15 protein-coding genes and 2 tRNA genes are annotated in these 16,320 nt (G+C 68.1%); 4 read left to right on the forward strand and 13 right to left on the reverse strand.

The genetic code is table 11. From position 1 onward, the window contains the following. Positions 1-48 precede the first annotated feature (48 nt). On the forward strand, positions 49-1,365 hold the full coding sequence (locus SH591_RS01535) for a dicarboxylate/amino acid:cation symporter (RefSeq protein ID WP_324750224.1): 1,317 nt from the start codon (positions 49-51) through the stop codon (positions 1,363-1,365). A gap of 18 nt (positions 1,366-1,383) precedes the next feature. Here SH591_RS01535 and SH591_RS01540 read toward each other — a convergent pair whose 3' ends face one another. Both SH591_RS01540 and SH591_RS01545 read right to left on the reverse strand, forming a co-directional pair. Further along, on the reverse strand, positions 1,384-2,007 hold the full coding sequence (locus SH591_RS01540; RefSeq protein ID WP_324750225.1) for a glutathione S-transferase family protein: 624 nt from the start codon (positions 2,005-2,007) through the stop codon (positions 1,384-1,386). Then, complete coding sequence (locus SH591_RS01545) at positions 2,004-2,828, reverse strand: agmatinase family protein (protein WP_324750226.1); 825 nt, start codon at positions 2,826-2,828, stop codon at positions 2,004-2,006. The genes SH591_RS01540 and SH591_RS01545 overlap by 4 nt, the downstream gene beginning before the upstream one ends. Before the next feature lie 76 nt (positions 2,829-2,904). On the opposite strand from SH591_RS01545, the gene SH591_RS01550 reads away from it, so the two are divergent. Further along, positions 2,905-4,125 (forward strand): multidrug effflux MFS transporter, encoded by a 1,221-nt coding sequence (locus SH591_RS01550; RefSeq protein WP_324750227.1) that lies wholly within the window; start codon positions 2,905-2,907, stop codon positions 4,123-4,125. 55 nt (positions 4,126-4,180) lie between these two features. Here the strand turns inward: SH591_RS01550 and recA are convergent, their stop codons facing one another. The 6 genes from recA to dapA form a co-directional block, all read right to left on the reverse strand. Continuing rightward, on the reverse strand, positions 4,181-5,254 hold the full coding sequence (gene recA, locus SH591_RS01555; protein ID WP_322830487.1) for a recombinase RecA: 1,074 nt from the start codon (positions 5,252-5,254) through the stop codon (positions 4,181-4,183). Between the two features lie 123 nt (positions 5,255-5,377). Next, positions 5,378-5,743, reverse strand: a complete 366-nt coding sequence (locus SH591_RS01560) for a response regulator (protein WP_322830488.1) — start codon at positions 5,741-5,743, stop codon at positions 5,378-5,380. Between the two features lie 40 nt (positions 5,744-5,783). Next, complete coding sequence (locus tag SH591_RS01565; RefSeq protein ID WP_324750228.1) at positions 5,784-8,156, reverse strand: hybrid sensor histidine kinase/response regulator; 2,373 nt, start codon at positions 8,154-8,156, stop codon at positions 5,784-5,786. A gap of 54 nt (positions 8,157-8,210) precedes the next feature. Beyond that, positions 8,211-8,762, reverse strand: a complete 552-nt coding sequence (locus tag SH591_RS01570; RefSeq protein WP_322830887.1) for a DUF2062 domain-containing protein — start codon at positions 8,760-8,762, stop codon at positions 8,211-8,213. A 10-nt stretch (positions 8,763-8,772) separates the two neighbouring features. Next, the gene (gene smpB / locus SH591_RS01575) at positions 8,773-9,255 is read right to left on the reverse strand and encodes an SsrA-binding protein SmpB (protein ID WP_324750229.1); all 483 of its coding nucleotides are present in this window, start codon (positions 9,253-9,255) and stop codon (positions 8,773-8,775) included. Beyond that, positions 9,256-10,137, reverse strand: coding sequence for a 4-hydroxy-tetrahydrodipicolinate synthase (gene dapA / locus SH591_RS01580; protein ID WP_324750230.1), 882 nt, complete (start codon positions 10,135-10,137; stop codon positions 9,256-9,258). It lies immediately after the preceding gene. An 85-nt stretch (positions 10,138-10,222) separates the two neighbouring features. Here dapA and SH591_RS01585 point away from each other — a divergent pair, with 85 nt between their 5' ends. Continuing rightward, complete coding sequence (locus SH591_RS01585) at positions 10,223-12,277, forward strand: lytic transglycosylase domain-containing protein (RefSeq protein ID WP_324750231.1); 2,055 nt, start codon at positions 10,223-10,225, stop codon at positions 12,275-12,277. Between the two features lie 53 nt (positions 12,278-12,330). Further along, a complete protein-coding gene (locus tag SH591_RS01590) occupies positions 12,331-12,756 on the forward strand; it encodes a hypothetical protein (RefSeq protein ID WP_324750232.1) in 426 nt (141 codons plus the stop codon). Positions 12,757-12,833: 77 nt separating this feature from the next. On the opposite strand, the gene SH591_RS01595 is transcribed toward SH591_RS01590, so the two are convergent. From SH591_RS01595 to SH591_RS01615, 5 genes are all read right to left on the reverse strand, one after another. Next, positions 12,834-13,157, reverse strand: coding sequence for a hypothetical protein (locus SH591_RS01595; RefSeq protein WP_324750233.1), 324 nt, complete (start codon positions 13,155-13,157; stop codon positions 12,834-12,836). Between the two features lie 177 nt (positions 13,158-13,334). Beyond that, a tRNA-Pro gene (locus tag SH591_RS01600) sits at positions 13,335-13,411 on the reverse strand. A gap of 95 nt (positions 13,412-13,506) precedes the next feature. Next, positions 13,507-13,581: transfer RNA gene (locus SH591_RS01605), tRNA-Ile, on the reverse strand. After that, the gene (locus tag SH591_RS01610) at positions 13,561-14,583 is read right to left on the reverse strand and encodes a polysaccharide deacetylase family protein (RefSeq protein WP_324750234.1); all 1,023 of its coding nucleotides are present in this window, start codon (positions 14,581-14,583) and stop codon (positions 13,561-13,563) included. Before SH591_RS01610 ends, SH591_RS01605 begins: the two co-directional genes overlap by 21 nt. 65 nt (positions 14,584-14,648) lie before the next feature. Beyond that, positions 14,649-16,310 carry a sensor histidine kinase gene (locus tag SH591_RS01615; protein ID WP_324750235.1) on the reverse strand — a complete coding sequence of 554 codons (1,662 nt, stop codon included), beginning with the start codon at positions 16,308-16,310 and terminating at the stop codon, positions 14,649-14,651. Positions 16,311-16,320 lie beyond the last annotated feature (10 nt).

The following is a 16,320-nucleotide window of genomic DNA, read 5'->3' on the forward strand; positions in this document are numbered from 1 at the left end:
AGGCGCTCAATCGACTTGGTGACCGCAAAAATTTACGGGGGAGTGTCTGTGGCCAAGCGCCTAACCTATTTCATCATTGCTGGACTTGTGCTCGGTATCATCGTCGGCTGGGCCATCAACGCCTCGATCAGCGACGGTTCGACGGCAGCGAACGCGCAGCTCACCGAGATCGCCGGCTATTTCTCGATCGTCACCACCCTGTTCCTGCGCCTGATCAAGATGATCATCGCGCCGCTCGTATTCTCCACGCTCGTCGTCGGCATCGCGCATATGGGCGACACTGCGGCGCTGGGCCGCGTCGGCGGACGCGCGCTCGCCTGGTTCATCGGCGCGAGCCTCGTGTCGCTGTCGCTCGGTCTGGTGCTGGTCAACCTGCTCCAGCCCGGCTCCGGCCTCGATTTCCCGCTACCGCCGGTCGATGCGGCGAGCGGGGTCGAGCGCGGCGGCTTCGATCTCAAGGTGTTCGTCACCCATCTCGTTCCGGCCTCGATGGTCGAGGCGATGGCGACCAACGAGATCCTCCAGATCGTCGTCTTCTCTTTGTTCGTCGGCGTCGCCATCACGGCCGTCGGCGAGCGCGCCGCTCCCCTGGTGAAGGGCATCGAGGCGCTGGTCGCGGTCATGCTGCAGATCACCGATTACGTGATGCGCTTCGCGCCGATCGCGGTGTTCGCCGCGGTTGCCGGCACGGTGGCCGAGCGCGGCCCGGCGATCCTCGGCACGTTCGGTTACTTCATGGGCAGCTTCTATATCGGCCTGATCATCCTCTGGATCGTGCTGATCGGCGCCGCCTTCCTGGTGGTCGGATCGCGCGTGAAATTGCTGATCCGCTACATCCGCGAGCCGATCCTGCTCGCTTTCTCGACCGCGTCGTCGGAAGCCGCCTATCCGCGCACGCTCGAGGCGCTGGACCGGTTCGGCGTGCCGCCGCGCATCGCCAGCTTCGTGCTGCCGCTCGGCTACTCGTTCAATCTCGACGGTTCGATGATGTACATGACCTTCGCGGTCATCTTCATCGCCCAGGCCTATGGCATCGAACTCTCGCTCGGGCAGGAGATCACGATGCTGCTGGTGCTGATGATCACCTCGAAGGGTGTCGCCGGCGTGCCGCGCGCCAGCCTCGTCGTGATCGCGGCCACCCTGGCCTTCTTCGACATTCCCGAGGCCGGCCTGCTGCTGATCATCGGCGTCGACCATTTCCTCGACATGGGCCGCTCGGCGACCAACGTCGTGGGCAACGCGGTAGCGAGCGTCGTGGTGGCCAAGTGGGAAGGCGAGCTCGACCCGATGGAGCCCGCCGAGATCGAGCCGCCGAAGGCGCCCTCGCACGTGCCGGCCCCGCCTCCGGGCTCTGAACATTTCTAAAGGAGCGGCGGCCCCTCGTCAGGCATAGGCGTAGGGGCCGCCCTTCGCGAGCGCGTCGCCATAAGCGGCGCGCGCGTGGATCCGTTCCAGCCAGTCGGTGAGGTTGGCGCGGCGCGAATCGAGGCCGGCGCGGCTCCGCGCGGCTTCGAGCGGGAAGCTCATCATGATGTCGGCGGCGGTGAACTCGTCGCCGGCGAACCAGTCGCGAATGGCGAGCTCGCTTTCCAGCCAGTCGAAATGGCGGTCGAGCATCGCCTGGATCGGCGCTCGCGCCGGCTTGCCGAGCAGGCCGAGCCGGTTCACCACGAGCAGCCCGAACAGAGGCGGCATCAGCGACCCTTCCGCATAATGAAGGAAATGGCGGTAGCGCAGCACCGCCTCGCGGTTGGCGGGCGGGCCGAGGCGGCCCCCGGCTTTCTCGACCAGATATTCGACGATCGCCCCGGTCTCGGCGATCACGCGGCCCTCATCCTCGATCACCGGCGCCTTGCCGAGCGGATGCACCGCCTGTAGCCGCGCCGGCGCGAGCATCGTCTTGGGATCGCGCTCGTAGCGCTTCACCTGATAGGGCAGCCCCAGTTCCTCGAGCAGCCAGAGGATGCGCTGCGAGCGACTGTTTTCGAGATGGTGGACGATGATCATGCGTTGTTCCGGACGCAGAGCGCCGCGACCTCCTTGACGAGCTTGGCGGCGAGAACGGCGGTGACGCCGTTTATGTCCCGCGCCGGATTATATTCGACGATGTCCGCGCCGGCGATCGGCGCCTCGATCCGGTCGAGCACGGCCAGAACGTCGCGCACCGAGAGGCCGCCGGGCTCGTGGTGCGAGACGCCGGGCGCATAAGCGGGATCGAAGCCGTCGAGATCGATGCTGATGTAGAGCGGGCCGTCGGGAATGGGCACGCGGTCCGGCGCGAATTGCCGCATCTCGACGACTTCCACCCCGAAGCGCTCGGCCTGCTCGCGGCAATGGCGGTTCATCGTGCGGATGCCGACCTGGACCAGCTTGCCGGCGAGGCCGCGTTCCATGATGCGGGCGAACGGCGACGCGTGCGAACGCGGGTCGCCCTCGAAATCGTCGTAAAGATCCGGATGGGCGTCAAAATGGAGGATATTGACCGGTCCGCGCGCCGCAGCCAGTCCCTCGACCGCCGGAAAGCTGATCGAGTGGTCGCCGCCGAGAATCAGCGGCACGGCGCCGTCGCGGACGGCCTGCGCGACCGCCGCGGAGATCAAGACGGCATCGCCCTCGGCTTCCGCCAAAGCGAGATCGCCATGATCCTCCAGCGCTATGTCGAGGCCGAGCTCTGCGCCCGATTCGGCGGCGGCGTTGCCATGGTCCGAATGGAGCGCCGCGCGGATCAGCGGCGGGGCGGCGGCCGAACCGCGCAGGAACGAGCTGTGGCAATCGGTCGGGGCGCCGATCAGGCGCAGCCGCTTCCGGGTCTCGGTGTCGGGCATCATCTCTCCCTTGGCCGCGCCGGTTTGGAGAGGCAGACAGCGCTTGTCCAGCGCCGCAGGAAGGGCCAAGGCGCCCGACATGAAGACTGACCAAACGGCTACCGGCTGGACGGGGCCGGGCATGCGCGAATTCGTCGCCCTGATGGCGGCACTGATGGCGTCCAACGCGCTCGCCATCGACGCGATGCTCCCCGCTCTGCCGGCGATCGGCACGGCCCTCGGCGTGGCCGAGGACAATCAGCGCCAGCTTGTGATCACCGCCTATCTGATCGGCTTCGGCATCGCCCAGCTTGCTTATGGGCCGCTGTCGGACCGGTTCGGCCGCAAGGCGCTGCTGATCGGCAGTCTCGCTTTCTATTGCGCCTTCGCGACCCTGGCCGGCCTCGCCTCGAGTTTCCCGCTGCTGCTCGCGGCACGCGTGCTCCAGGGCATGGCCGCCGCCGGCAGCCGCGTGCTGGTGATGGCCGTCGTCCGCGATCGCTATCACGGCTCGGCGATGGCGCGAGTCATGTCGCTGACGATGATCGTCTTCATGATCGTGCCCGTGCTCGCGCCCGCCTTCGGCCAGGCGGTGCTCGCCGTCGCGAGCTGGCGGCACATCTTCATCGGGCTCGCCGTCTATGCGTTGGTGCTGATCCTGTGGACCGCATGGCGGCTCCCCGAAACGCTGGCGGTCGAACGGCGGCGGCCGCTTTCGGCGGCGCATATCGGCGAAGCGGTCGCTGCGACGCTGGGCAACCGCCGGTCGATCGGCAACACGCTCGCGCTGACCTTGGCGTTCGGCGGCCTGATGGGCTTCATCAATTCGATCCAGCAGATCGTGTTCGACGTGTTCGGACGGCCCGAGTTGATCTCCCTGGTGTTCGCCTGCATCGCCGGGCCGATGGCCTTCGCGTCCTACGCCAATTCGAGGCTCGTGATGCGGCTCGGCTCGCGGCGGATCCTGCTAGCGGCGCTGGCGGCGTTCAGCGTCACGGCGCTGTTCCACTTCGCCGCAGGCGCGTTCTTCGGCGAGACGATCTGGAGCTTCGTCGTGCTGCAGGCGCTGACCATGGCCTGTTTCGGGCTGGTCGGCGCCAACGCCAGCGCGCTGGCGATGGAGCCGCTTGGCCATGTCGCAGGCACCGCCTCCGCCGTCCAGGGCCTGATCAGCACGATCGGCGGGGCGTTGATCGGGCTCGCGATCGGCCAGGCGTTTGACGGCACGACGGCCCCGCTCCTCGCCGGCTTCGCCCTGTGCGGCGCGCTGGCGCTGGCGACAGCCTATTGGGCCAACCGGCCGCCCGCGGTCACGACATAAAAAAGGGGCCAGGCACCGCCCGACCCCTTTTGGAAAGCTGAGAAGCCGAAATGGCTCAGACGTCGTCGTCGGCGTCCGGGCCGGTCATCAGCGCCTCGGCGACTTCATCGGTCTTGCCGCGGATCGCCGCCTCGAGCTTGGCACACAGCTCGGTATTCTCCTTGAGGAACGTCTTGGCGTTCTCGCGGCCCTGGCCGATGCGGACGCTGTCATAGCTGAACCAGGCGCCGGATTTCTCGACGATGCCGGCCTTGACGCCGAGATCCAGGATCTCGCCGATCTTGGAGATGCCCTCGCCATACATGATGTCGAACTCGACCTGCTTGAACGGCGGCGCGACCTTGTTCTTCACCACCTTCACGCGGGTCGTGTTGCCGACGATATCGTCGCGATCCTTGATCTGGCCGGTGCGGCGGATGTCGAGGCGGACCGAGGCGTAGAATTTGAGCGCGTTGCCGCCCGTCGTCGTCTCGGGATTGCCGTACATCACGCCGATCTTCATGCGCAGCTGGTTGATGAAGATGACGATGCATTTGGACTTGGAGATCGAGCCGGTGAGCTTGCGCAGCGACTGGCTCATCAGGCGCGCCTGCAGGCCGACATGGCTGTCGCCCATCTCGCCCTCGATCTCGGCGCGCGGCACCAAAGCTGCGACCGAATCGACGACGAGAACGTCGATCGCGTTCGAACGGACCAGGGTGTCGGTGATCTCGAGTGCCTGCTCGCCGGTGTCGGGCTGCGACACGATCAGTTCGTCGATGTCGACGCCCAGTTTCCGGGCATAGACCGGGTCGAGCGCATGCTCGGCGTCGACGAACGCGGCGGTGCCGCCATTGCGCTGCGCCTCGGCGATGACGTGGAGCGCGAGCGTGGTCTTGCCCGAGCTTTCCGGCCCGTAGACCTCGACCACGCGGCCGCGCGGCAGGCCGCCGATGCCGAGCGCGATGTCGAGGCCCAGCGAGCCCGTGGAAATGGCTTCGATCTGGATCGCTTCGCGCGACCCCAATTTCATTGCGGACCCCTTGCCGAAGGCGCGGTCGATCTGCGCCAGCGCGGCGTCGAGGGCTTTTTGCTTGTCCATATTCTCAGAATTCCTGTCGGATCCAACGACTTTCAGCGATGCTGCCATGGTCAAGCCCTTCCCTATGGTGTCCGCGTCGGCCATTCAACGCATGACTGCGCCGTACACGCTTTGTTCCGCAGGAACAAGAGGGAAACAGAACGGCCGATTACATCCGATGCGGATGCGGCCTCAGGCCTTTTGCTTGGTGGCAGCCAGCAGGGCCGGTTCGATCGCGTCGATCGTGTAGGGCTTGGCGAGGACCGGGGTGTCGGCGTGCCGCGCGGGCGGCGGCTCGATATGGCCACCGGTGGCGAGGATGAACGGGATGTTCCGCTCCTCGAGCCGGTCCGCGACCGGCCAGACATGCTCGCCATTCTTCAAATGGACGTCGATGATCGCGACATCGAAGCCGCCCTCGTCGACCGCGGCGAGCGCGTCCGCGACCGTCTCGCAGATGCCGGCCACCTTGTGCCCGAGAGAATCGAGGAAGTCCTCCAGCATCATTGCGATCAGGGGTTCGTCTTCGACGATGAGAATAACGCGACTATCAGGCATGACCCGAGAACTAAGGCCATCCCCGCGAAAATCAAAAGAATTATTTCGCCGCCAGTGCGTCGCGCGCGGCTTCGGCGAGTTTCTGGACCGAAAAGGGCTTGGCCAGGAAGGCCACGCGCTCGAGGTCGATCGACTTGCGCAGCTGTTCCTCGGCATAGCCGGAGATGAACAGAATCGGCAGGTCGGGATGGCTTTTGCGCGCCTCGCGCACGGTCGTCGGCCCATCCATCGTCGGCATGACGACGTCGGAGATCATCAGGTCGACCCCGCCTTCGCGGGCAAGGATCTCGAGCGCAGCCTCACCATTCTCGGCGGTCAGCACGGTATAGCCGTGGCGGGTGAGCGCGCGTTCGGCGACGGCGCGGACCATCGCCTCGTCCTCGACCAGGAGGATCGTGCCCGTGCCCCAAAGCTCGCCGGCGGTCTCCTTCCTGAGCGAGCGCGCCGGCGCCGCCTCGGCATGGTGGACCGGCAGGTAGATGGTGAAGGCCGTCCCCTGCCCTTCCTCGGATTCGGCGAAGATGAAGCCGCCCGATTGCTTGACGATGCCGTAGACCGTGGAAAGGCCGAGGCCGGTGCCCTTGCCGATCTCCTTGGTGGTGAAGAAGGGCTCGAAGATCTTGCCGAGCAGGCCGGAAGGAATGCCCGTGCCGGTGTCGCCGACGCGCAGCGCGGTATATTCGGCGACGGGCAGGATATCGCTGCCGATCTTGCGCGCCTCGTCGGCGGATACGGCAAAGGTCTGCAGCGTCAGCGTGCCGCCGCCGGGCATGGCGTCGCGCGCATTCACCGCGAGGTTGACGATCACCTGCTCGAGCTGGCCCGGGTCGGCGCGGACGGCGCCGAGGTTGCGGCCGTGCTTCACCTGAAGGGTCACGGTTTCCCCGAGCAGGCGCTTCAGAAGGTTGGACACTTCGGCGATGACGTCGGGCAGCTGCAGCACCTGCGGCCGCAAGGTCTGCTGGCGCGAGAAAGCGAGCAATTGCCGCGTCAGGCCGGCCGCGCGGTTCGAGTTGGAGCGGATCTGCTGGATGTCGTCATAGTCGCTGTCGCCGGGCGTGTGGCGCATCAGCATGAGGTCGCAATAGCCCAGGATCGCGGTCAGGATGTTGTTGAAGTCGTGGGCGACGCCGCCGGCGAGCTGGCCGACCGCCTGCATCTTGGTCGCCTGGGCGACCTGGCGCTTCAATCGGTCGGCCTCGCTATTGTCCTTGAGCGAGAGGATCACCGCCGCTTCGCCGAGACCGCGCGTGCCGGCGATGGTGAGCGCCACCGGCTCGTCGGGATTGTTGCGCAGGCGCACCGCCATGTCCGACGACGCCGTCGGCCCGCGCGCGAAGCGGCGGACCGATTCGGACACCGCGGCCTTGTCTTCGTCGACGACGAGATCGCCCGGATAGGCCGGCTTGCCCTCCATCGACAGTCCCGCCGCCTTGCGGAACGCCTTGTTGAGATAGATGAAGCGGCCGTCCATGTCGGCCAGCGCGAGACCGAGCGGAATAAAATCGAGCAAGGCGTTGAGATTGCCGCCCTCGTCCGATCCGAGCCGTGACAGTCCGGCGCCGCTGTCGTCGAGCATCAGGAAGAGCATCACCGGTTCGCGCCCTTCCGCGACCGGGACCTGGACGATGCGCAACGGCGTGCCGGTCGCACCCTCGGCGAGGAAATGGAACCCGCCGTCCTCGGTGGCGCCGATCAGATCGACCAGCGGCATCCCGATCGTCACCGCGTCCGCCTCGCCGACGGCGCGGGCAGCGAAGGCGCGGTTGGCGCCGATCAGGACGCCCTCGCCGTCCGCCAGCGCGGCCAGCATGCCCGCCTCGCCGAGCCTGCGGCCGACCTCGCCGCCAATCTGTTTCTGGACCTGCCGGACCAGGTCCAGATCCTCGGCACGGCTGAACGTCCACAGCAGATGGTCTTCGCCTAGCCCGATGCACGCCACTTCGACGCGCAGCACGAGACTGTCGATGCGCAACCGGGCCAGAGTAGCGCGTCCGTCGCGTCGCGCCGCCGCGGCGGTCCGGCGCAGCCCTTCGACCGCCTCGTCGTCGAGCGGAAAGCCGGTCGGGACGGCGTGGCCGAACCATTCCCAGTAGAAAGCGTTGGCCGCGACCATCGCATCGGACGAATCGGTGATGGCGCTGGCCAGCGGAGAGGCATCGAGCGCCGCCCGCAGCAGCGCCGTGTCCGGGCGCGGGGACATTTCCGCGGCCGCAGATGGAGCGGCGGAGCGCCGCGTCAGCAGCAGCAGGCCGCCGAGCCCCGCCAGTCCGACGAGAAACGCCCCCGCGAACAGCCGGTCGCCGACCAGCCACAGCAAGGCAGCGGCCGAGCCGAGCGCGATCGTGACCGCGGCGGCGATCAAGGCGGGATTGCCCCGGCGGTGGGGCAGCGAGGCGGCGGCGGTCGACATGGATCGCTCCCTCATTCCTCCGGCGGCCTCCCCCGCGTCAAGCGGCGTGGACGATCAGGCGTGAAGCAGGCGCGCTTTGCGGCGACGCCATTTGCGCCCGATCCACCAGCGCCACCCGAACGAGGCGATCAGATAGCCGATCGCCGCGCCCACCACGGAGATCACGACGAGGCCCAATGCGGTCGCCGGGGCCGCGTCCGAAAGCAGCCATTGCAGCCAGTCCACCGCCTGTGAATCGACGTGGCGGTTGAGCGGCTGCGCGTCGGTCATCGCGTCCAGCCGCAGCAAATAGCTGCCGATCCAATAAGCCGCGATCCAGATAGGCGGCGTCGTCAGCGGGTTGGTGATGAAGGTGGTGAGCGCGGCGACGGGCACGTTCGCCCGGCTCGGCAGCGCCAGCAAGGCGGCGAAGACGGTCTGCGCGACCGGGATCATGACCCCGACGATCACGCCGAGCGCCACTCCGCGCGGCACCGACCGGCGGTGGAAGCGCCACAGTTCGGGCAGCAGAATCCGGTGCGCGATCGGCCGCAGCCAGCGGATATTCTCGAACGTCTCGCGCGTCGGCATATTGCGCGTCGTCCAGGCGTGGATGCGCTCCAGCATCGGCAGCGACTCAGCCACGGTCGCGCATCAGGCGGCCCTGCTCCCTCTTCCAGTCCTTCTCTTTCTCGTGGGCACGCTTGTCGGGCGCCTTGCGGCCCTTGGCGAGCGCCAGCTCGACCTTGGCCCGGCCGCGGCTGTTGAAGTAGACCGAGAGCGGCACCAGGGTCATGCCGAGCCGCGCCACGGCGCCGTGCAGCTTGGCGATCTGGCGGTGGTTGAGCAGCAATTTGCGCGGCCGCTTGGGCTCGTGGTTGAAGCGGTTGCCGTGGCTGAATTCGGGGATGTTGGCGTTGATCAGCCACACCTCGTCGCCCTTCACCTCGGCATAGCTTTCGGCGATCGAGCCTTCGCCCGAGCGAAGCGACTTCACCTCGGTCCCGGTGAGCGCGATGCCCGCCTCATATTTGTCCTCGATCGCATAATCGTAGCGCGCGCGCCGGTTCTCGGCGACGATCTTCTGCTTGTCGAACTCTTCGGTGCGCGGCCTGGCCAACTAGATCAATCCTGCATGTTCGAGCGCCGCGTCGACCGCCTTGCGGCTGGCCGGCGACGGCGGAGTCATTGGCAAGCGCAGCTCGGCGGACATTTCCGGGCGGACGCGGTTCAAGGCATATTTGACCGGGCCCGGCGAGGCATCGGTGAAGAGCGCGGCATGGAGCGGATAGAGCCTGTCCTGGATCTCGAGCGCCGTATCGCGGTCCCCCGACAGATAGGCGTCATGGAAGGCCGCGAAAAGGCGTGGCGCGACATTCGCCGTCACCGAGATCGTCCCCGCCCCGCCCATCGCCAGAAAACCCAGTGCCATATCGTCATTGCCGGACAGCTGGATGAAATCCGGGCCGCAGAGGAGGCGGTGCGCGCTGACCCGTGCCAGATTCCCGCTCGCATCCTTGATCGCGACCATATTCGGGAGCGCGGCGAGCCGGCCCAATGTCTCGGGCAATATGTCGGTCACGGTCCGGCCCGGCACGTTGTAGACGACGATCGGCAGCGGAGACGCCTCGGCCAGAGCCGCGAAATGGGCGTAGATCCCCTCCTGATTGGGGCGGTTGTAATAAGGAAGCACGACCAGGGCCGCGTCGGCGCCCGCGCCCTCGGCCGCCTTCATATGCTCCTTCACCATCGCGGTGCTGTTCGATCCGCAGCCGGCGATGACGGGAACGCGACCATTCGCGATCTCCACGCAGACGGAAATCACGCGCTGCTGCTCGGCGGCCGACATCGTCGCCGATTCTCCGGTCGTGCCGCACGGCACAAGGCCATGACTTCCTTCGCTTATCTGCCACTCGACGAAGGAGCGGAAAGCGGCCTCGTCAAACGCTTCGTCGCGAAAGGGGGTCACCAGAGCCGGGATCGACCCGCTTATCCTCTCCATCTGCTTCACCTTGGAAAAACATCCCGACATAGGATCCGCAGGAAGGCGGTATCCGTGTTCATCGCCTGATAAGGAGGGGGTCGGCATGATGTCCAGCATGCATAAAAAAGCACTGTCCATCTCGCTGCTCCTCGGTTCCGCCGCCGCAGTGGGCGCGGCGATCGCGCCGCAAGCCGCCGTCCGCCTCAATGCCGCCACCACCCAGGCCACTCCGGCCGCGGTTCAGGCGGCGCCGACGCCCGCGCCGGCCTATGTTCCCGCCGCCCCTGCGGTCACGCCGCGCATCTCGGTGGCGCTCGACCGCTGGCGCAGCCTTCGCCAGACCGACAGCCTGCCTTTCTCCTCCTACGCCTCCTTCCTCATCAGCTATCGCGGCTGGCCGGGCGAGACCGCCATGCGCCGCACCGCCGAGCGCGCGATCAATCCCGACGGCACCTCGCCGACCGAGGTCGCCTCCTATTTCCGTATCCATCCGGCGCTGACTCCCACCGGCCATGCCCGCCACGCCTTCGCTTTGCTCGCTCTGGGCCAGGTCGACCAGGCCCGCACCGCTGCCCGCGAGGCCTGGCTCGGCGGCGTGCTGCCGGTGACCGACGAGCAGCGGTTGCTCGGCCTGTTCGGCGCGGCCCTCACCCCTGCCGACCACGACCGGCGGATGGACGCCTTGCTCGACAATGGCGACACGCAGAGCGCGCAGCGCACGCTCGGCTACGCTTCCCCTGCGCGCCGCGCGGTCTACGAAGCCCGCATCGCGTTGCAGACCAGGTCGCCCGACGCCGCCAGCCGGCTCGGCATGCTGGGCAGCCTCGCCAACAGCGACGCCGGCATCCTGATGGATCGCGCCAACTGGCTCCGCAACGGCGGCCAGGGCGCTGCGGCGCGCTCGCTGCTCGCCCAGCCGCGCACGCTCGCCACCCGCCCGGCCAATGCCGAGAAATGGTACGAGACCCTGCTCACCATGGCGCGCGGCGCCGCCGCCGACCGCAATTGGGCGACCGCCTACCAGATCGCCAGCCAGGTCGACGACGCCTTCCCGGCCGGAACGCCGATCATCGACCAGTCGGCCGGCGTCCGCGACGATTATACCAGCCTCGTCTGGCTTGCCGGGACGACCGCGCTGCAGCAGCTCGGCCGCCCCGCCGACGCCGCCAATATGTTCGCCAAATATGCGCGCGGCGGCCGCTCGGCCCAGGTCACCAGCAAGGGCATGTACTGGGCCGGCCGCGCCGCCCAGGCCGCCGGCCAGGCGGCCCAGGCCAACACCTATTTCGCCGAGGCGGCGCGCTATCCCGAATTGTTCTACGGCCAGCTCGCACTCGAGCGGCTCGGTCGGCCGGTGCCGGCCCCGCCGGTCGCGCTCGCCATCGTCCCGACCGATGCCGACCGGGCCGCGTTCCAGCGCCGCGACCTCGTCGAGGCGACGCGCGCGCTGGGCCTGCTCGGCCGCTGGGACGACCAGTCCCTGTTCGTCCGCACCCTCTCCGAGCAGGTCGACAACGACCGCGACCGCGCGCTCGCGTCCGAGCTCGGCCGGCTGATCGGCCGCCCCGACCTCGGCGTGTGGGTGGCGCGCAGCGCCCGCAACGACGGCGCGCCTTTCTATACGCGCGGCGGCTATCCCGAAGTGCGGATCCCGCCGGCGCAGACCCATCTCTGGTCGCTGGCCCACGGCATCATCCGCCAGGAAAGCTCGTTCGACCGCGCCGCCGTCAGCCATGCCGGCGCCCGCGGCATGATGCAGCTGATGCCGCCGACCGCGCGCGAGACCAGCCCGCGGGTCGGTCTCCCCTACGATTTCGGGCGCCTGACCCGCGATCCGGACTATAACATCGCGCTCGGCAGCCATTATTTCCAGCGGCTGGTCGACCAGTGGGGCGGCAGCGCCGCGCTGGCCGCGGCGAGCTACAATGCCGGCGCCGGCAACGTCCGCAAATGGGTCGCCGCCAATGGCGACCCGCGCACGCCCGGCGTCGACATCCTGCGCTGGATCGAGGAGATCCCGTTCAGCGAGACCCGCGGCTACGTCCAGCGCGTGCTCGAAAATGCGGTTGTCTACGACGCGATGCACCCGGCCCGCGCCGGCACCGCGCCGACGACGCGCCTGTCTTACTATCTCGGCAAGAACGGCCGCCCGGGCTGAGGGCGGCCTGGGCCGGGGTAGAAGACGGGTCCTACCGTAGCTATGGGAGTGGCATGTCGTTCGCAAAAATAGATGGGTGGATCGGCCGGACGCTCTTCATCCCGCCGGTCATCAAGCTCTGCCAAGTCACCCGGCAGACCCAATTTGCCGTGTCCCGGCTTTTCTGGTTCGTCGCGGCGCTGGACGGTTTCTATCGCGCGGAGACGCTGTTTTCGTCCGTCCTCTGGGGCGGGGTGAGCATATTCATGATGTTCACCGCCTCCCGGCGGGCCGATCACCCGACAGCGAGCTTCATGGCCTTCCGCATGCTCGCCCTGCTTTTTCTGGCGCTGGACGTGTTGAAGGGGGCGCTGACCGGACACTGGGCCGGAGCCGAATTCTGGGTCTTCGTGTTGCTCGCGGAATATGCCGCCACGATCCGAACCGTCCCGCCCGCCGACTCCGCCAAGCGAGCCGTCGAGGCCTCGGCCGGCAGGTGAGCAATCCGTGTGGCACTCCACCGGGGCGCGCCACCTAGGTTGAGAGCCACGCAAGCGGACCTAGGTGATATCGCCGGTCAGCTGTTGCGCTTCCTCTTAGCGGCTGACGTCCCGCTCTCTGTATCGTGATACTCTGAGGCCAGTTGAAATTTACCAACGCGGTCAAATTCCTCATCAGCTTTGCGAGAAGCCTCTCGTATATATACCCAGTATCGCAAGGCGACGAAGACGTTCCAGGCACCAAACCACGCCCACCCCACAGCGTTTGAAATCAGCCCGTTGCCGATCGTCGAGACGGCGATGAGGGGAACGATGGCAGGTAAAAAAAGTATCCGAAACTGCGATCCGGAAGCGCGCCATTGGCGATCAACCCAGTCACGTACGGTGTAATATGCTTTCATGAAGCGCGCTCACTGAATTCCCAAGTCGGCATCGCCGAAAGTGTCAGCTTAGTCGGATGTCGGCAATGGTTCGTTTCCAGACGTTCGCGAGCGGAAGCAACGAATGGCAGTTTCCGAGGAGCCGGGAGCATGAACCGAGCCCGCGGGTCGCCGGAGATTCTAAGCAATTGAAAAAGATGGTCGGGGAGACAGGATTCGAACCTGCGACCCTCTGCTCCCAAAGCAGATGCGCTACCAGGCTGCGCTACTCCCCGACGCCGGTGGCCCTAGCCGCTAAGGCCGGGCCGGAGCAAGCCTTTGCCGCCATTTCGTTGGCGGCAGGCGCGCAGGTGGAAAGCCGAAGGAACGCTGGTGGGCCCGGCAGGATTCGAACCCGCAACCTAGCCGTTATGAGCGGCCGGCTCTACCGTTGAGCTACAGGCCCTGATCCAGCGCTCCTCCGCGCGGATAGCGGAGCCGCGGGCGGATTGGCAAGCGGCTGCGCCCGGGCCGCCGCCGCCTCGATCTCCGCCATCGACGCCGGAGTGACGCCGCGCCGGCGGAAGTAAGCGAAGATCCCGTCCCACCAGGCGTGGAAATGGTCGAGCCCGGCGGCGTCGCGCACGTACGGCGTGTGGCCCGGCGCTGCCGAGGGCGAATGGAACGAGATCGAGAAAAGCTGCAGCCCGTCCTCAATCAGGCGGTCGAGTGCATCGATCACGTCGGCCAGCGGCATGTCTTCGGGGGTCAGCGCGACGCGGCCGAGCAGCCCGCTCCGCGACAGCAGGCCGTGCATCCGCGGCACGCGGCCTGCCGCCGGATAGAGCGCGGAGCCGAGCCGGCGCAGCGCACCGACATAGGCCGCGGTCAGCGGCACTTCGAGCAGGCCGTCGCCGAGCCAGTAGGGCCGCGGCTCCATGGCGTGGAAATCGGGCCCGCCCTCGCGGCGGTAATCAAACAAGGCGCGCACCGACACGTCGACGCGATAGCCGAGATCGCGCAGGATGGCGGCCGTGTTCGGCCCCACGCCGTAGCGCCCGGCGCGATAGACGGTGGGCCGCTGCCCGAACGCTTCCTCGATCGCATCGGTCAATTGCAGGAGCTTGGCGCGCTCCAGCTCGGCGGGAAGATTGCCGGCGAAGCTGTTGGGGCCGGTCACGTCCTCGTCGAACGGCGGGTTGACCCAGGGGTGGAGATGCGTGCCGATCGTGCATTCGCCGGCGTCGAGGAAGCCGCGCAGGATCGCCGCGCTGTCCGGGTTGGTCGCGATCGGATGATCGACCAGATAGACCGGCTTCACGCCCTCGGCAGCGAGGCGCCGGTGCATGTCCGGCAGGCCGCGCGTCGCGCTCGTGCCCCTTTGCTCGCGGCTCAGCGGGCACGACCAGTCGAACTCCTCCTCGGTGTCGACGAAGATCGCGAAGCGGCGCCCGAAATCCTCGGGCATTCGCAGATAGGTGCCCGGTGGGCGGTCGAACCGCCCGCAGGCGGGCTCGGCCGGCGGGCGTCGTCTCACCGGCCCTGGCCGCTGCTGCGCTCGGCCGCCTCGACCGGGGGCAGATAGAGCGCGAAGCTCGCCTCCTCGACGACCAAAGCGCCGCCGACCGCCTCGGCGAGATTGCGGACGAGGCGGAGCGCGAAGCCGAGGCCGAGCGCCGGCGCCCCCGGCCAGTCGCCGTCCGGGCTGTAGCCGGGATCGAGCAAGGCGCTTTCGGCGAGCCCGGCGATCGCCGCCGGTCGGTCGATGGCGAGGCGCAGCATCGTGCGGTGGGCGAAGCGGCCGAGCTCGAGCGACGCGGCGATCGTCTCGCCGGTCTCGGCGAGGCCGATCGTGGCGGCGAGCATGCGCGCGAACATCCGCTCGAGCGCGCTCGCCTCCACCCGCGCCGGCGGCAGATCCTCGGCGACATCGATGGCGATATGGCTGCCCCGCGCCCCGGCGACGCGCTCATAGGCGTCGTGGAGGCGGTAGAGCAGAGCGACGGCATCGACCGGGCCGGCATCGAGATTGAGCCGGCTGGTCTGGATGCGGGCCGCGGTATCGAGGTCGTCCACCGCGGACAGCAACCGGTTGGCGTGGGTCATGATGTCGCTCGCCCGGGCGCGGTAGCCCGATGCCGCCGGCCCCATATATTGGCCGTCGATCATCTCGGCGAAGCCGACGATGGCGTTGAGCGGGGTGCGCAGCTCGTGGATCAGCTGGCGCAGCGAATCGGCCGGCAGATTGGTGCCGAACAGGCCCGCCTCCGCCGCCTGGCCCTTGGCGACCTCGTCGATCCGCGGCCGGCGCGCGCTGCCGCGATAGCCGAGGAAGCTGCCGGACTGGGGATCGAAATAGGGCACGCCCGAAATGCGCCAGTCGCCCGCGGCCGGCCCCGCGCCCGCGACGGCGAAACGCGCGTCGCGGAACGGCGCCCGTTTCTCGAAGGCTCCGGCGGCCTGGCCGTCGACGCCCGGCTGGCCCGGCTCGGCGATGGCGGCGATCGTCTGGCCGACCAAGGCGCCGCGCGGCGCGTCCTCGACCCACAAGATCACGCCGTCCGCGCCGGTTTCCCAGCGGAACATGGCCACCAAGGATCCGTCCGCCGCAGGCTTGGGACGCGGACCGACGGCGCCGCGCTGCTTGCGGAAGGCCTCGATGCGGGCGACGAGGTCTCGGATCTGGGCCTCGCCCGCCTCACCGGTCGGGCTGAACGTGCTCGGCTCGGCGTCGGCCGCTTCGGCCACCGTGCCGGGCAGTACGAAATCGCTGGCGCCGAAACTGTCGAGCGCGCGGACCACGTCGGGATGCAGATCGCGGCGGTGGCGCAGCAGCGAGCGCGCCGTCGGCGCCAGGCACGGAAGCAGGGCCAGCCACTCGTCGCGCGTGAGCCGGGCGCCGCCGACCAGCGGCGCCATCACCGAAGGATGATCCTCGGCGAAGAAGCCGAGCAGGTCGGGCGCGATCAGCCGCCCGGCGAGCGAATCGCCGATGTCGCGGCGCAAGGCGAGCGGAACCTCCGGGCGCACCTCGCGCAGGAAGGCGAAGGCGGCGTCGATGTCGGGGCCGGGCTCGCTGCGGCGGCGCTGGGCGAGCAGATCGACGAGCTGGCGCCATTTCGCGACGCGCGCGCCCGGCGTCGCCGCGGGCAGCGCCATCACCGTCGCGAGTCTGTCGTCGAAGCGCACGCTCATTCCCCAGCAT

Origin of the sequence: Sphingomonas sp. LY54 (genome assembly GCF_035594035.1) — a bacterium.
Classification (GTDB): domain Bacteria; phylum Pseudomonadota; class Alphaproteobacteria; order Sphingomonadales; family Sphingomonadaceae; genus Allosphingosinicella.

Coding starts and splice junctions, on each gene's coding strand:
- SH591_RS01540 (WP_324750225.1), bottom strand. CDS start 2,007: ATGATCATCGTCCACCATCTCGAAAACAGTCGCTCGCAGCGCATCCTC.
- SH591_RS01545 (WP_324750226.1), bottom strand. CDS start 2,828: ATGATGCCCGACACCGAGACCCGGAAGCGGCTGCGCCTGATCGGCGCC.
- SH591_RS01550 (WP_324750227.1), top strand. CDS start 2,905: ATGAAGACTGACCAAACGGCTACCGGCTGGACGGGGCCGGGCATGCGC.
- recA (WP_322830487.1), bottom strand. CDS start 5,254: ATGGCAGCATCGCTGAAAGTCGTTGGATCCGACAGGAATTCTGAGAAT.
- SH591_RS01560 (WP_322830488.1), bottom strand. CDS start 5,743: ATGCCTGATAGTCGCGTTATTCTCATCGTCGAAGACGAACCCCTGATC.
- SH591_RS01565 (WP_324750228.1), bottom strand. CDS start 8,156: ATGTCGACCGCCGCCGCCTCGCTGCCCCACCGCCGGGGCAATCCCGCC.
- SH591_RS01570 (WP_322830887.1), bottom strand. CDS start 8,762: ATGCTGGAGCGCATCCACGCCTGGACGACGCGCAATATGCCGACGCGC.
- dapA (WP_324750230.1), bottom strand. CDS start 10,137: ATGGAGAGGATAAGCGGGTCGATCCCGGCTCTGGTGACCCCCTTTCGC.
- SH591_RS01585 (WP_324750231.1), top strand. CDS start 10,223: ATGATGTCCAGCATGCATAAAAAAGCACTGTCCATCTCGCTGCTCCTC.
- SH591_RS01590 (WP_324750232.1), top strand. CDS start 12,331: ATGTCGTTCGCAAAAATAGATGGGTGGATCGGCCGGACGCTCTTCATC.
- SH591_RS01595 (WP_324750233.1), bottom strand. CDS start 13,157: ATGAAAGCATATTACACCGTACGTGACTGGGTTGATCGCCAATGGCGC.
- SH591_RS01610 (WP_324750234.1), bottom strand. CDS start 14,583: ATGCCCGAGGATTTCGGGCGCCGCTTCGCGATCTTCGTCGACACCGAG.
- SH591_RS01615 (WP_324750235.1), bottom strand. CDS start 16,310: ATGAGCGTGCGCTTCGACGACAGACTCGCGACGGTGATGGCGCTGCCC.